General features: G+C 54.6%; 11 protein-coding genes and 1 pseudogene. 9 read left to right on the plus strand and 3 right to left on the minus strand.

The window, feature by feature from the left end; genetic code table 11:
- Nucleotides 1-59: 59 nt before the first annotated feature.
- Both FLM21_RS06080 and FLM21_RS06085 read right to left on the minus strand, forming a co-directional pair.
- A pseudogene (locus tag FLM21_RS06080) lies at nucleotides 60-1,655 on the minus strand (DNA internalization-related competence protein ComEC/Rec2); the annotation flags it as partial.
- 153 nt (nucleotides 1,656-1,808) lie between these two features.
- Nucleotides 1,809-2,123 carry a DUF6471 domain-containing protein gene (locus FLM21_RS06085; RefSeq protein ID WP_148714710.1) on the minus strand — a complete coding sequence of 105 codons (315 nt, stop codon included), beginning with the start codon at nucleotides 2,121-2,123 and terminating at the stop codon, nucleotides 1,809-1,811.
- 305 nt (nucleotides 2,124-2,428) lie between these two features.
- Here FLM21_RS06085 and FLM21_RS06090 point away from each other — a divergent pair, with 305 nt between their 5' ends.
- The 8 genes from FLM21_RS06090 to FLM21_RS06125 all read left to right on the plus strand — a co-directional run bounded on the left by FLM21_RS06090 (nucleotide 2,429) and on the right by FLM21_RS06125 (nucleotide 12,072).
- Nucleotides 2,429-3,160 (plus strand): PDDEXK family nuclease, encoded by a 732-nt coding sequence (locus FLM21_RS06090; protein WP_187360106.1) that lies wholly within the window; start codon nucleotides 2,429-2,431, stop codon nucleotides 3,158-3,160.
- The gene (locus FLM21_RS06095) at nucleotides 3,150-5,234 is read left to right on the plus strand and encodes a TnsB C-terminal domain-containing protein (protein ID WP_187360107.1); all 2,085 of its coding nucleotides are present in this window, start codon (nucleotides 3,150-3,152) and stop codon (nucleotides 5,232-5,234) included. Before FLM21_RS06090 ends, FLM21_RS06095 begins: the two co-directional genes overlap by 11 nt.
- Complete coding sequence (locus tag FLM21_RS06100; RefSeq protein WP_148714713.1) at nucleotides 5,231-6,532, plus strand: AAA family ATPase; 1,302 nt, start codon at nucleotides 5,231-5,233, stop codon at nucleotides 6,530-6,532. Before FLM21_RS06095 ends, FLM21_RS06100 begins: the two co-directional genes overlap by 4 nt.
- A gap of 56 nt (nucleotides 6,533-6,588) precedes the next feature.
- A complete protein-coding gene (locus tag FLM21_RS21650) occupies nucleotides 6,589-7,836 on the plus strand; it encodes a TnsD family Tn7-like transposition protein (protein WP_148714714.1) in 1,248 nt (415 codons plus the stop codon).
- Nucleotides 7,820-8,344 carry an HAD domain-containing protein gene (locus FLM21_RS06110; RefSeq protein ID WP_148714715.1) on the plus strand — a complete coding sequence of 175 codons (525 nt, stop codon included), beginning with the start codon at nucleotides 7,820-7,822 and terminating at the stop codon, nucleotides 8,342-8,344. The genes FLM21_RS21650 and FLM21_RS06110 overlap by 17 nt, the downstream gene beginning before the upstream one ends.
- A gap of 170 nt (nucleotides 8,345-8,514) precedes the next feature.
- The gene (locus FLM21_RS06115; protein ID WP_187360108.1) at nucleotides 8,515-9,540 is read left to right on the plus strand and encodes a transposase; all 1,026 of its coding nucleotides are present in this window, start codon (nucleotides 8,515-8,517) and stop codon (nucleotides 9,538-9,540) included.
- A gap of 297 nt (nucleotides 9,541-9,837) precedes the next feature.
- The gene (locus FLM21_RS06120; RefSeq protein ID WP_148714717.1) at nucleotides 9,838-10,611 is read left to right on the plus strand and encodes a hypothetical protein; all 774 of its coding nucleotides are present in this window, start codon (nucleotides 9,838-9,840) and stop codon (nucleotides 10,609-10,611) included.
- 21 nt (nucleotides 10,612-10,632) lie between these two features.
- Nucleotides 10,633-12,072 (plus strand): Shedu immune nuclease family protein, encoded by a 1,440-nt coding sequence (locus FLM21_RS06125; RefSeq protein ID WP_148714718.1) that lies wholly within the window; start codon nucleotides 10,633-10,635, stop codon nucleotides 12,070-12,072.
- Here the strand turns inward: FLM21_RS06125 and FLM21_RS06130 are convergent.
- Complete coding sequence (locus FLM21_RS06130; RefSeq protein WP_148714719.1) at nucleotides 12,069-12,407, minus strand: hypothetical protein; 339 nt, start codon at nucleotides 12,405-12,407, stop codon at nucleotides 12,069-12,071. The genes FLM21_RS06125 and FLM21_RS06130 overlap by 4 nt on opposite strands.
- Before the next feature lie 238 nt (nucleotides 12,408-12,645).
- Here FLM21_RS06130 and FLM21_RS06135 point away from each other — a divergent pair, with 238 nt between their 5' ends.
- The gene (locus FLM21_RS06135; RefSeq protein WP_148714720.1) at nucleotides 12,646-13,176 is read left to right on the plus strand and encodes a GNAT family N-acetyltransferase; all 531 of its coding nucleotides are present in this window, start codon (nucleotides 12,646-12,648) and stop codon (nucleotides 13,174-13,176) included.
- The last annotated feature ends 1 nt before the right edge of the window (nucleotide 13,177 follow it).

Here is a 13,177-nt window from a genome sequence, read left to right on the forward strand (position 1 = left end):
GCCTACTGGGCAGCCATGCCCGGATATGTCACGACGGCCACCGCTTGCGGTGGCCGTTTTCATTGTGGCGTCTGCCAATGCCAGTAGTGGGGTGCCAGCTTACGCCAGCCGTGTGCGTCGATTCCATCGCCGACGTCGAACAGCAGCGCACCGTCGTGATCGGTGCGCAGCGCCTGCGTGCCGTGCGCGGCATAGCGTTCGACGATGACGCGGTTCGGGTGGCGGAAGCGGTTGAGATAACCGGCCGAGTACGCGACCCAGGCCGGATCGGTCGCCGCGATCAGTGCCTCGCTCGACGAGGAGCGGCTGCCGTGGTGAGGCGCAACGACGATGGTCGTGGCGGCTAGGCCCGCCTCGGCAAGCTGGATTTCCTCGGCGCGGCCGATGTCACCGGGCAGCAGTAGCGCGTGCCGGCCGTTGCTGATACGCAGCACACAGCTGTGCGCATTGTCGTCGCGACCGGCGTAGTCGGGCGCCGGCCAGGTCACGTCAAAGTGCATGCCATCCCATTGCCATTGCTGGCCCGTTTGGCAGTGCTGATGGGGCACCGGTCGCAGGCGCGCCGGATGCGTCTGCGGCAGCTGGCTCAGCCAGGCGCTCACCGGAAAAGCGGCCAGCACCGCATCGGCTCCGCCGGCATGGTCGTTGTCGTTGTGCGATACCACCAGCCGATCAAGCCGCTTCACCCCAAGCGCCCGCAGGCTGGGCAGGATCTGGCGCTCGGCGCTGCCCGGCGGGCCGGTATCGTAGAGCAAGGCGTGGTTGCGGGTCTGCACCAGCACGGCGAGGCCCTGGCCGACATCGAGCACGACGGCGCGGTAATGACCGGCAGGTAGCGGTTCGCTGCGCGGCAGCAGCATCGGCAGCAGGAAGGCCGGTGCCAGCCATCGCCCGGCGAAGCCGGCCGGCATCAGCAGCAGCAATACACCGCAGCCGGCTGGCAGCAATGTCCATAGCGGTGGTGCCGGCAATGTGACGCTGGCGTGTGGCAGGGCGGCCAACCAGCCAAGCAGCCAGTCGGTGACGGCGAAAAGGCGCTCTGCGGCCAGCAGCAGCATACCGCTGGGGTCCAGCGCGCCAAGCAGCGCCAACGGCGTGACGACGAGACTGACCAGCGGGATCGCGACGGCATTGGCCAATGGCGAGACCAGCGGCAGCTGCTGGAACAGGAACAGCAGCAGCGGGAACGAGGCCAGCGTTGCCGCCCACTGCGTGCCGGCCCAGCCGCGGAGCCAGTGCAGCCGGCCGGTGCGGCGGGCGGACAACCACAACAGCGCGCCCACGGTGAGAAACGATAGCCAGAACCCGGGCGCCAGCACGGCAAACGGATCGAGCAGCACCACGGCGAACAGCGCCAGCAGCCAGATCAGGCTGACCGGCAGCCGTCGCGCCCGCAGCAGGGCCAGCCCGGCGATCAGCAGCATCAGCAAGGTACGCTGGGTCGGTACGGCGAAGCCCGCGAGCGCGCTGTAGCCGAAGGCCGCGAGCATGCCGGCGACCAGTCGGGCGCGCGGCGCACCGATCCGCCCGGCCAGCCTTGGCACGCGCCGCCACAACGCACCGACTGCCAGTGCGACCAAGCCGGCCACGAGCGTGATGTGCAAACCACTGATGCTGACCAAATGGGTGACGCCTGTGGCGGCGAAGCGCTGCCACTGTTCGGGCGGTGGACGATTACATTAAAGTCTTGGTCTGTTACAAAGAGTTTTGTACTGGACAAAAGCTCGTGAACTGGTCAGCCCACCGCCCCAAGCGAAGCTGCCAAGGGCTTGCAGCGGTTTAGTCAGCGCAGCCCGGGAGCGTAGTCCCTACCGAAGACCGCTGAGCGCGCTGTATGGGCCGCTAAGACGGTTTTCCTTCAGCTGGATTTCTGCGACTTCCATCGCTGCCATGCATTGCAGGAAAAAAGCGAAGCTGAACTTGCCTCGAGAGATGCGGTTTGCGATGGCCGTGGGGCTGTCCTTTATTCCCATATCCGCAAGCTTGTTCGCCAGAACTTGGTAGGTCATCCCCGACAGTACCAGCTCCGCCTTGAGAATCCGTTTGGCGTGCTGCTCCCAATCCTCAGCAATTTGGCGCTGCTTTTTCTTCTCGTTGTTAACGCTTTCCTGCGGCTCTTCCATTCAACTCGCCTCAAACATTATCAACTGATGGAGTATGGATAAACGGCCCTGCTCTGACAACAGTATCGTATACGACATAAAAATTTATATAGAGACGTAAAAGCTACATGTACGGCAAGATATAAAGAGGAGGAGGTAGATAGTTGTGCGTCGGCCACCTTTAGGTGGCCGAATGTCATAACTTAAGGAGCAGTGGGATGCCGGGGTACAGAATCAAGTGGAATGAAAGGAAGATTGCTGAGCTGAGAAGCGAAGGCGCTGGACAAGGAAGCGGCGCGTCTTACCAGCCGTGGCTACAGTCACACATGCTCAGCAGCCAGGGGCGCACACACCGGGAACCGAGCTGGAAAACTGGCCGTACCCATCATCTGTTCTCTGACGTCGAGCACCGGCTGTTCTTGTTGTTGGAATGGCAAAGGGATGTCGTTGACGTTCGAGAGCAGTACCCCTTGGACCGGGAGCTGACCAAAGAAGTGGCCTTGAGTCTGAACCTCCGCCACCCGGTCTACCCTGGGACCAAATGCCCGGCTGTGATGACCGTCGACTTGATGGTGACCCGCTTAGTGAACGGCGAGTATGTCTACGAGGGCTATGACGCCAAGCGGGCTGAGGAGGCTAAGAACCAAGTCTCCATGGACAAGTTGGAAATCCATGCGACAGCCCTACGAGCTATGGGGATGTCACACACGGTGGTTTTCCATACCGAGATACCGCTGCGCACCGTACGGAACATCCAGTGGATTCGGAGTGCCGCCGCCTTGGCCGGCACGGAGCAATGCCTGAACGAGTTCGACCGGCATAAAGAAATGTTTGTCACGGAGCTGTGCGAGCAAGAGGAAATGCAAAGTTTCTTCGAGTTTTGCCGTGCCTACGACAAAAAACATGGCCTGCCACAAGATTCAGCTTTCCGGTTGGGATGCTGGCTTTTGCAATATGGGCCGTTGTCGGCGGAGCTTGGATTACAGCGAATGCCGGATGTGCCGATTTCGTCATTCGTCTCGAATCAAGACAGCATGGAGGTACGCCATGCGGTTTAAGAACGAGATTATTCTCCTGAATGGGGTAAAGCACCGCCTCCTGCACTTCCAATACGATTGCAACGCTGCGGTAGTTATCGATTTGGAAGACCCTCACAGCTGGCCAAAGCCGATTGCCTTGAGTGCGATAAATGGCCTGGAGCCAGTCTCACAAAAGGTGAATTTTCTCGAGCCGACTGCCGCGATGCTTCGAGTGCAGGCCGCATCGTTCGCACGGCTTGGCAACTTGCACGAGCAAGTTCCGGAAATATTTGATTCGTTCTCTCGCGGCCAGCTCATCAAAAAACGAGCCGAGCTGCTTGGATGCTCACGCTCACTACTATATCGAGATTTACGTCGGTGGTGGGTCGGTGGGCAGACGCGTTCTGCTCTTTTAGGGCGTTTTACACAATGTGGCTGGCGAGAAGACGAAACGACTGCTAAGCGGGGTAGAAAGCCGACGTCTGAAAGAGATATATACCAGCTGACTGACATTGATGTCCATAGGTTCAAGCACGCTATTGAGAAGATGTATTTCAAAGATGAGCGAAGGCTTTTACGGCAGGTTTATAACGAAATGGTAGGGCAGCATTATTTATGGTCGGACGGAGTGAGGGCATTTATTCTGCCGATTGGCCAGCGGCCTACATATCGTCAATTCGACTACTACTTCCGTAAAAACTATCCACCTTCGGTTGTTGCTCGGGCGCGAAAAGGTGAAGCTGAGTTCTGCATGAAGCATCGCGCTGTGCTTGGAACAGTGATGCAGGACTGCGAGGGGGTTGGGCATATATACGAGGTTGACGGGACAATCAGCGACGTTGTTCTTGTCGCTAAAGGAATTTTGAAGCTGTTATTGAAGAAGGTTTGTATATATGTTGTTGTGGACAGATTCTCAAGGCTGATTGTTGGATTCTATATCGGCTTGGAGAATTTGAAATGGGCAGGAGCTGCGCAAGCTATTTGCAGCGTGTTCGAGGATAAGCAAGCGTTGTGCGAAGAGTATGGCGTCGAGTATCGCGAAAGCGATTGGCCAGCGCATGGGCTGCTGCCTCAAGAGTTTTTGGCCGACCGTTCCGAGCTGCATACCCAAGCGAGCAGCACTCTCGGGGATAATCTTGGCGTGGAGGTTGCCGTTCTCCCTGCCCGCCGTCCTGACCTGAAGCCTATTGTCGAATCGACCTTTAAGCGACTTCGCCAAAGTCTCCAGGGTGTGAAAGGCTTCAAGCTTCCGGAGAACTACAAAAAACGGCAGGCGAGTAAAACCCACGATAAAGAGGCGTGTTTAACGCTTGAAGAGTATCGGAAAGTTTTTCTCGAAGCCGTCATTATGTTGAACCGTTCCCCTATGACCGACTATCCGCAGGACATCTCTTCCATCGTGGATAGTCACGTTCCTACACCCATCTCGGTTTGGAACAGGAATATCGAACAAAGAAGGAATTGCTTGAGGCGGGCGACTGCGGAGGAAGTATGTATGGCTTTAATGCCTGCTGAAAAAGCATCTGTCACGCGATATGGCATCGAGTTTAAAAACTGCTTTTACACATGCCCTGAGGTAGAGGGTCTGCATTGGTTCGAGACGGCTCGAGCAAAAGGCGTAACCCAAGTTGATGTTAGGTACTTTGACGCAACTGCCGATTTCATTTATGTGACTGACCCGAAGAAGAAGGGGCAAGTTTATCAATGTCACTTGACTGAAAGAAGTGCAGAGTTTAGAGGGAAGTCTTTTGCCGAGGTAGAGGTGATTTTCGACCAGAAAAAACTTGGTAGAGATGGCATTGAGCAAGGACGAATTCAAGAGAGGATGGAATTTAATAAGAGAATAGCGGACACAATTGATAGAGCTGGAACTCAGCAGATTGTCACCAAAAAAGGAAAGGTGCCGAAGACAGCGCCATCTGAAAGGCGGCAACGCGAAATGGCCGAAGACCAAAAGCAACGGGCAGAGAAAAGCGCACAGCAACTCGCCACATCTCAAATGGTCTCGGAGGCCAAGCCGCTTGAGTTCCTGCCACTTATTAATATTGAGAACTCGAAGCCGCAGCGTGCATTCAGCTCTGCTCGCGAGAAAATGAAAGGAGGGCAGAAATGAATCATCGCCAATTTTCTCCAGGGGCCGTCCTTGCCGACTACAAGCCTCAACTTAACTCTAAATTCCAGGGCAACCCATTTATTGAAGCCTTGCCGCCTAGCCTGTCAGAACAAGAGTTAGGTGAGTTGCTCGCTCTCGGACCAGATTTTAGTCCCGAGCAAAGAAATTGGCCGGATGTCGAACGAATTCAGAAAGCGTTCGGATTGGGCAATATCATGATTCCACTTGAACGGCATATAGCCGTAGCAAACTGCGTGGATTCAATGCTTCGCAATGGTTACGTCGGGCGGGAGCCTTTGACCAAGAGAGATGGCGAGCGCATGCAGGCACTCTACGAGGGGCGCTCTTGCAGCCAAGGTTTCGTCGGCGCCTACTCCGACGGCACAGCGCAGCTGTCAGCCATGTTAATGGGGCTGCCTGGCATGGGCAAAACTGCGCTGGTGAAGCGTATTTTTTCCTATCTGCCCCAGGTTATTTACCACCCTGAGAGTAACCGTTATCAGGTCACACGGTTGCATGTAGAGATGCCGAGTGATGGTTCATCAGTCAAGGGATTAGCTCATGGCATCTTGTCCCAACTCGACCGAATAATCCCTGGTGCCCAGTATTACCAAGAGTGCGCGCTGAAAGGCCGCCCAGGTGCCGATGCCTTGATGCGCAGCGTAGCGCGGCTGATGCATCGCCATGCAGTCGGATTCCTCATCGCTGATGAAGTCCAAAACGTGGTCCATGCTCGCAAGAACAGCCAGGTTGTGATGACGGAGCTGGTGTCTGCTTGCAATGAGCTGGGGGTGCCCATCCTGTTTATTGGGACAAACAAGGCAGCCCAGGTTTTTTCCCTTGATTTCCGACAGTCTCGGCGAGCCTGCGGCCACGGCATCCCTCTCTGGAACGCATTGGACAGGGCGAGTGGTGAATGGGAGGAGTTTCTCGAAGTGCTGTGGGGCTATCAGTGGGTACGCAAGCCCGTCGAGTACTCCGAGAAGATGAGCGAGCTGATGTTTGAATTGAGCCAGGGAATCATCGACGTCGCCATCAAGCTCTTCGCTGCCGCACAGGTGGGAGCCATCAGGAGCGGCGATGAGATGCTCACCCCGTCCCTGCTTGAAAGCGTGTACATGCAGCAAATGCACATGCTGCACCCGATGCTGAGTGCGCTTAAGCGTGGTTCGTATGAGGACATCTTGCGGTACGAAGACATCGCCGCACCCTCCATGGCGCAGGTCTGGGCTGCGTCGCAGCAGTCAGCAGCGTGGAAGCAGAAATATGGGGCTGCCGCTGGCTTCTCTGGCGAATAGCGGGGCTTGCCTGAAGCACGCCCCAATGAGTTGCATAGCTTGCGCGGGAGGTCATCTTGCCGTTACTGCCAAAGCCGTACCCGGACGAAGTCATAGGAAGCGTGCTCGTCCGGGCCATACGCCATACAGGGCTGCCTTCCAAGCGGCTGCTAACGCAGGTTTTCGGTATCTTTCGAAGCCGCGCCTCGTTTCTGATGGTCGGAGCGGCCAAGCGCGTAGGGTCGTATGCGGGCATGGACCCTGAAGAGCTGGTGCTACGGCATACGATGTTTCCGTATGCCGTAGCTTTTATGCCTGCTGATGTACGTGCTGCGCTCAAGACCAAGGTCCTTGCGTTGAGCTCCGACGAGAGTCTGAGCTCGCTCACGAAAAGCATCTCCTATGGAGTGCCCTACAAGCGGGTCTGCGTCTCATGCATTGCCGACGACCTTGAGCGATGGGGAGAATCATATTGGCGACGCTCCCACCAGCTTCCTGCGGTGCTTTTCTGCCCAGAGCACGGGACACGCCTGCACGACTCATCCAGCCCGCTGAAGAGAGAAGCGTGTATGCGCACCTTCCCCATCCCGCACCAAGGGTCGCTCCAATCCGAAGTAATGCCCGCAGATGCTGCGGCTCAAGGCAGGCTGGAGAGGTTGGCACTACGGGCCCTGCGAGGCGAGGTACCCCCTAGGGACGACTGGCTGGAGTTCTACCGCGAATCGGCAAGAGCGCTGGGGTACCTCCGTCGTACCGGAGACACGGCATCTGCAGCCCTCGCCTCGGCACTGGAGCAGATGTTTGGCCAACATCTCCTGCAGCAGGCTGGCTGCAGTCTTCAGGCAAACCGCAGCAAGGCGTGGCCGGCGCGGATGGTACGAGTCGGTAGCGGCATACCCTTCGCGCCGGCCAAGCACGTTTTTCTGCAATCGTTCTTCGAATGTGGGCTCCTGGCAGCTTCGACGCTGACTGATGCATATCGCCCCCCTGGGAAGGCGGCACGAGATGCCACGGCCTTCGATATCAGCGTTGAGCGTCGTCTTGGGCGTCTTGTGCAACGGGCCGCAGAAAAGGGTGAGCGGTTGTCCGTCCGAGGGATGCTGTCTGAGCTCGGCGCATACACCTTCTATCGGCACAACAGGGACCGGATGCCCAGAACGCAGGCCTTTCTCAACGCCTTCAAGCTCAGTGACCAATCAGAACGGCAGATAGGACTGCGAGCGGCCTGGCGTGGCCGCTCCAAGGCTAGAACACAGGCCTCGGCCGAATTCCGGGAGCGGTATATCAACGAAACACTGGGAGGCACGCATGGCGAGGAAAGCTAGCTCAAGGCGCCAGGTTCTGTATCTCGACTACGACCAAGTCCTGCACGGAACTGATGTCGTGTTGACCAACCATGGGCCAGCAGCGACACAACCTGGTGTTACTCTGTTCGAACATGCCGCGACGCTTGATGAGCTCCTGCGCCCATATTCTGCGGTTGAAATCGTGCTCTCAACATCCTGGGTCCCGCATCTCGGCTTCGAACAGGCGGTGCGAGCACTCCCGCTGGAGACGCTTCGTCGAAGGGTCACAGGCTCAACGTTCGAGCCGCAACTTGATGGACCCCTGACGTTCCTCACCTTGCTCCGAGGCCAGCAGGTTCTTCTTCATGTGAAGCGTCACGGCATTCAGTCGTGGCTCGCTATCGATGACCAGAGTCTAGGCTTCGAGGGCTGCCGGGACCGCTTGGTGCACTGTCAGCAGTCGGTCGGACTGGGCGCGGCAGATGTGCAGACCGTGCTGAAGATGCGGCTCCAAGCGGTGTTCGGGGGCCAACCGCCAGGACGATAGGCTGATACAGCAAGACACTCCCTCCTACTGCAGGGGATGGCCCTGACGACCCAAGAGGAATTTCTGTTCACATGAATTAGCGCTGGCTCTGCCGGCGCTTTTCTTTGCCGCACCGGCGAGACCGCGTCTAAAGCCCATTAGCTACTCATCTCATCGATATGGAGATGGGTATGGAGTGGGTAGCTGACTTAACGAACGAGGGAGACACTGTCGTTGCTCGGATAGTGAAGGACTCAGGGGAGGTTGAGACCGTACCCCTCAAAGACCTTCACCTGCGTGGCGTGCCTGACCTGACGCCTGACTTCACCCAACGCCTTCGTGTCGACTTCCGAGATTTCACGCCGGTGAACCCCACGCCGGAACTAGCAAAACTCGGTGTTCAAATGCCTGCTCTTCTGGCGAACAAGCACTTCGCCTACGAACTGGACGTGGACGGGGTACGCCTGATTGTTCCGGCTTTGGCGCTGATGCGCGAGTTCTTTAACCCTTCACGCTATTTCCTCTACGACGCATTAATGCCCCAAGTGCTGGACCGCGTATGTTGGCTGAAGCATGGAGAGTCTGGAGTGCAAGCGGTCTTCTGTGCTCCTTGGGCTACCGATGCTCGCGCACGAAAACTCTATAACTGCGAGCGCAACTTGGAATGGATGGCGTTGTATCCGTCGGGGCGTCGCTTAGCGAACAGCGTCCATCACAATGCTTCTTCGGGGTGCCTTCAGCTTTCACTACCCGCCGCTGGTGTCGACATGATTTTTCGCGGCGTCATCATCGAAGGCGCAGTGTTCGTGACGAGCGTCGCGCTTATGACTATGGATATCGAGGAAGAGCCTCTCTTTGAAGTGGAGAGGCCCCTTAAGAAGCTGATGTTTCGGAGCCGTTCGGTGCAAAAGAGCGCCTCTAAGCTAGATATCCCTTGCCATCCCGATGGTACGGTAGCTGTGACCCCTTGCGAATGGAATGAGATATGTCACTTGATTTTCGTCCCGCGCGGCCCAGAAGCGCAGCTAGACCAGCGTCTAGTTCTCGACGGCATTCTGAGAAAGTTCCATTGCGGCACCGGCTGGCGAGCTAGTACATACGGCGAGGGAAGCTGGTGGAACGCGAGTTCTTTATACCGGCAGTGGAAAGTGGCTGGCGTGTTCGAGAACATCATGGATGTGTTGAGGCGAAGTCGGCCTGCGGACTCGAACTCATGACCGAGGGTTTGCAAGCGATTCTGAAAAGGGCGAAAGCCCTTTTCTCTTTTAGCGGCTGCCGAGAATTGCTATATAAATAAATGCACTTCGTAGCGACAGGGGCGCTCGAACTGGGTTTGGTTTCAAGCTTTTTATGTCTTCTTGTCTGGGAATCGCTAGACGTGCCCGACACTGGGTGTGAGGCAGTTGCGTGTTGATGTGCCACGGGCTACTACGTAAGGAGTTCAATTGAGCGCAGCAAAGGTAGCTGCGACGAAAGTTAATCTAAGTGTTGGTCGAAACTGAGTCAACGACATCATGAGCAAACTCTCGAAAGATGAGCAATTTATACAAGAAGTTTTCAAATATTTTGGCTTCGAGCTCGACCGACTCACTGGAGAGGCGAATCCAGATTTTCTGACGAATGATGGGCAGTACACAATTCTTTTGGAGCTCAAAACAAAAGGAGAAAACCCAGGGCGAGCAGAGAAAAGGGCTGCAGAGCTTGAGAAGAACGAAATTGCGACAGAAGTGGTTCCTCTAGGCAGGAATAACAGAATAGCAAAACTCTCTCAGAAGGCAGCTGGCCAACTTCGCTTAAAAAAGAGCATCCACGCGGCTGGCTTTTGCTTTGTAGTGCTTCAGGCATTAGGGAGAAGTGAAGCTGAGCACATGGAGCAGTTCGAGTCATCCGTGTACGGTTCAACTAACTTGTTTACGTTTGGTTCTTCGGACGAGCCCGTTAAGAAGTGCTACTACTTTTACAATAGTGATTTCTTCAATTTTCGAGACATCTTGGATGGGGCAATCCTCGTCGGTGAAGGTCGCGTGACGTTTTGCATAAACGACCTGTCGCCAAGATATGAGTCAGTACGAGACAGTGCTTTTGTGCGTGCGTTTGCCGAGGGCGTTATTGACCCTGTCGCCAAAGAGGCTGCCGGGAAGGCCTATTCAGTACGAACTGATGTGGATAGAAATGATGAAGAAGCCGTGTTGGCACACTTGCGTGAAAAATATAGGCTAGACAAGGTTATGAGCTTCGATTTCGCGATGCATTCTGCCATAACTAAGGTCAAAGACTTTCGTACATAGCAGAGGTATTTAGGGGGCTGGATGGCATCTCTCACTCGTACTGAATACAACCAGCTTCAGCGTGAAGATGGAGGGCCATTCCTTTTTCTTGATAGTGACATTCACCCAGAAACCCTTGAAGAGTTGGGAGTGGTAGCTTACTTTTCAGATGTTTCGTTTGAACAAGACGGCTTTCCTGAGGATGCGAAGCCTATTTTGTATGTAACGCCAGAAGCGCTTGAGATATATCCTATTAATGTGAAGAAAGGTACGTTAGGATATCTCGCGTCGCCATACGGGAGAATCGAAAGAATTGTCGTTGCAAGGCACAAGGATTATAGCTTCGATTTGCCTAATGCCCTTGAGGAGGTTGATGACCTGCTCGCTCAACTTCCTGCAGGGTTTTCCAAAAATTGGCGGTCGGGTCTCGGCTTTAAGTGGGAGTACCGGTTTATCTGTGAATACATTGCAAAACTGGAAGTGAGTATTCTGACTGTTGTGATTGATGGGGGAGACTCTGAACGAATCGACGGGCAGACATACTATTTGCCGCTCAGCCGTTTTCATTGGTACCGAAAGCAAATTGACCAAATCACTAACCGTGCCAGAAGTATTGCTAGAGCTAGGAAGGATTACTTTTTTTACAATGAAATATTAAGAGTCCATGATTCTGCGAATTTTCCGCCTAAACCATTCAAGCCTCCTCTTGGGGTCATGGCGGAGCTGGCAGGAGGAGGAGAAACTGAGGTTCAGCTTTCTGCTAGCGATAAGAAAGCAGTTGTCCAGATTGTTGCAGATAACGTAGAAGAACTTGCTGCTGGTGAGCCTGCTCGGTTGCTACAGCTAAAAGAAGATATTGAGGTGGTTACTCTCAGCCAACTCATCGAACAATTTTCATCAATGCTGGGAAAGCTGCTAGATGAAACGCGATGGCAGAGCTTTTTCGCTAAAAATCCGTTTGTTTTAAGTTTGGCTTTTTCTGTGCCATTTGTTTTGTTCCAAAAGCAGGCTTATGCGGGCGGAAAGAGAATAGACGGAAAAGGTGGAAAGCACCCGGATTTCATATATTCTGCTGAAAAAACTGGAAATCTTGCCATTGTGGAGATTAAAAAGCCTAGCACTCCTCTATTGGGGGCATGTTATCGCGAGCCTGATGTATATGCACCATCTGCAGAACTAGTCGGGGGAGTTGCACAAATCCTCAGTCAACGTTTGGCACTGCGTGGCTCACTCGCTGATTTGAAGGATACATCTAATCGGTACGACATTCAGGGTTACTCCACTCCATGTATCGTCGTCGCAGGCAGCACGCCTACGGAACGCGAAAAGCAACGAGGCTTCGAGTTGTACCGTCACGCGCTAACAGATGTTTCCATCATCACGTTCGACGAGCTTCTCGCAAGGTTGGTTGCTATTCGAGATGCGTTAAAGCCCCCAACCTCCGGAACCAACGAGCATTTTGATTCAGAGCCACCTTTTTAGTAGGCGGTTTCTCGCTGAATCCCTAGGCGCTCATCGGCCTCACGCTGCTCTCGTGCATAGATTTCGTAGCAGGGCGCTGTGGCTAGACCGTGGCGAGCCCGACAGAACCTCTCGAACTCCTTTAGTTCGGGCGGCGTCAGGTGCTCAATCGGCTCTACGTCACACTCTCCGCATAGCACTGTGTTTCGGAAGACCACTTGGAACATAGGGCGTTGCTTGATGAACAGCTCGCTCCTGTCGCCATCGTGGTTGTATATCTTCTCGTATCCGATGAAGAGCCAACCGGCCAGCACCGCTGCCAGCGCAAATCCAATCACAATGGGCTTACGTTTCATTGTTTGCTTCGGGTCTTATGTTGTGGTCTTGCAAATCATGTCGCCAAGTCCATGCCGTAGCAGCAGCCGGGGCATGTACGGTCTTCAACAGAGGCGAATCTCTGGAATGCCGGAGGCTGCCAGTCTGTGTGTTCTTTGTTTCTCGCCCTAAACAAGAGCATCGATAGCTACTTCCGTCGTGTTAACGGCCCCAAATTCTGTTAGATTTTTACTTGGATTTATCGATAGAGCGAACCCTATGTTTGTTGCCACCAACGACTTGGTTATTAGGCCCTTTGAAGAAGGCGATGTAGATTCATTCGTTGCAGCAGCCAGAGAGTCTGTATCAACAGTTGGAGCATGGATGCCTTGGTGCACTACCGCATACTCGCCAAATGAAGCGAAGTCGTGGTTCGACTTATGTACAAAAAATATACGTGCAAACGTGGCCTATGATGTTGGGATTTTTTGCGCTAGTAGCGGGCTGTTAGTGGGTGGGGTGTCAATCAACCAGATTAATCGACAGCATAACTTTGGGAACATTGGATACTGGGTACGCCAATCGCACCAGAAAAAAGGATTCGCCTCTCGCGCAGTATTAGCTATTGCTCAGTTTGGCTTCACAGAACTCAAGCTCACTCGCTTGGAGATAGTTGCAGCTGTAAATAATGTTCCAAGTAGGCAGGTCGCAGAGAAGGTAGGTGCATCATTTGAATGCATTGCCCGCAACCGCCTGATTGTATTTGGAAAGCCATGTGACGCAGCCGTTTATTCGCTGGTTCCAACATGAC

This window comes from Chitinolyticbacter meiyuanensis, assembly GCF_008033135.1.
Taxonomy (GTDB): Bacteria; Pseudomonadota; Gammaproteobacteria; order Burkholderiales; family Chitinibacteraceae; genus Chitinolyticbacter; species Chitinolyticbacter meiyuanensis.

Excerpts from the sequence above, each read along its gene's own strand:
- FLM21_RS06120 (WP_148714717.1), top strand. The coding sequence starts at position 9,838 with ATGAGCAAACTCTCGAAAGATGAGCAATTTATACAAGAAGTTTTCAAA.
- FLM21_RS06085 (WP_148714710.1), bottom strand. The coding sequence starts at position 2,123 with ATGGAAGAGCCGCAGGAAAGCGTTAACAACGAGAAGAAAAAGCAGCGC.
- FLM21_RS06095 (WP_187360107.1), top strand. The coding sequence starts at position 3,150 with ATGCGGTTTAAGAACGAGATTATTCTCCTGAATGGGGTAAAGCACCGC.
- FLM21_RS06090 (WP_187360106.1), top strand. The coding sequence starts at position 2,429 with ATGCTCAGCAGCCAGGGGCGCACACACCGGGAACCGAGCTGGAAAACT.
- FLM21_RS06130 (WP_148714719.1), bottom strand. The coding sequence starts at position 12,407 with ATGAAACGTAAGCCCATTGTGATTGGATTTGCGCTGGCAGCGGTGCTG.
- FLM21_RS06125 (WP_148714718.1), top strand. The coding sequence starts at position 10,633 with ATGGCATCTCTCACTCGTACTGAATACAACCAGCTTCAGCGTGAAGAT.
- FLM21_RS06135 (WP_148714720.1), top strand. The coding sequence starts at position 12,646 with ATGTTTGTTGCCACCAACGACTTGGTTATTAGGCCCTTTGAAGAAGGC.
- FLM21_RS06100 (WP_148714713.1), top strand. The coding sequence starts at position 5,231 with ATGAATCATCGCCAATTTTCTCCAGGGGCCGTCCTTGCCGACTACAAG.
- FLM21_RS06115 (WP_187360108.1), top strand. The coding sequence starts at position 8,515 with ATGGAGTGGGTAGCTGACTTAACGAACGAGGGAGACACTGTCGTTGCT.
- FLM21_RS06110 (WP_148714715.1), top strand. The coding sequence starts at position 7,820 with ATGGCGAGGAAAGCTAGCTCAAGGCGCCAGGTTCTGTATCTCGACTAC.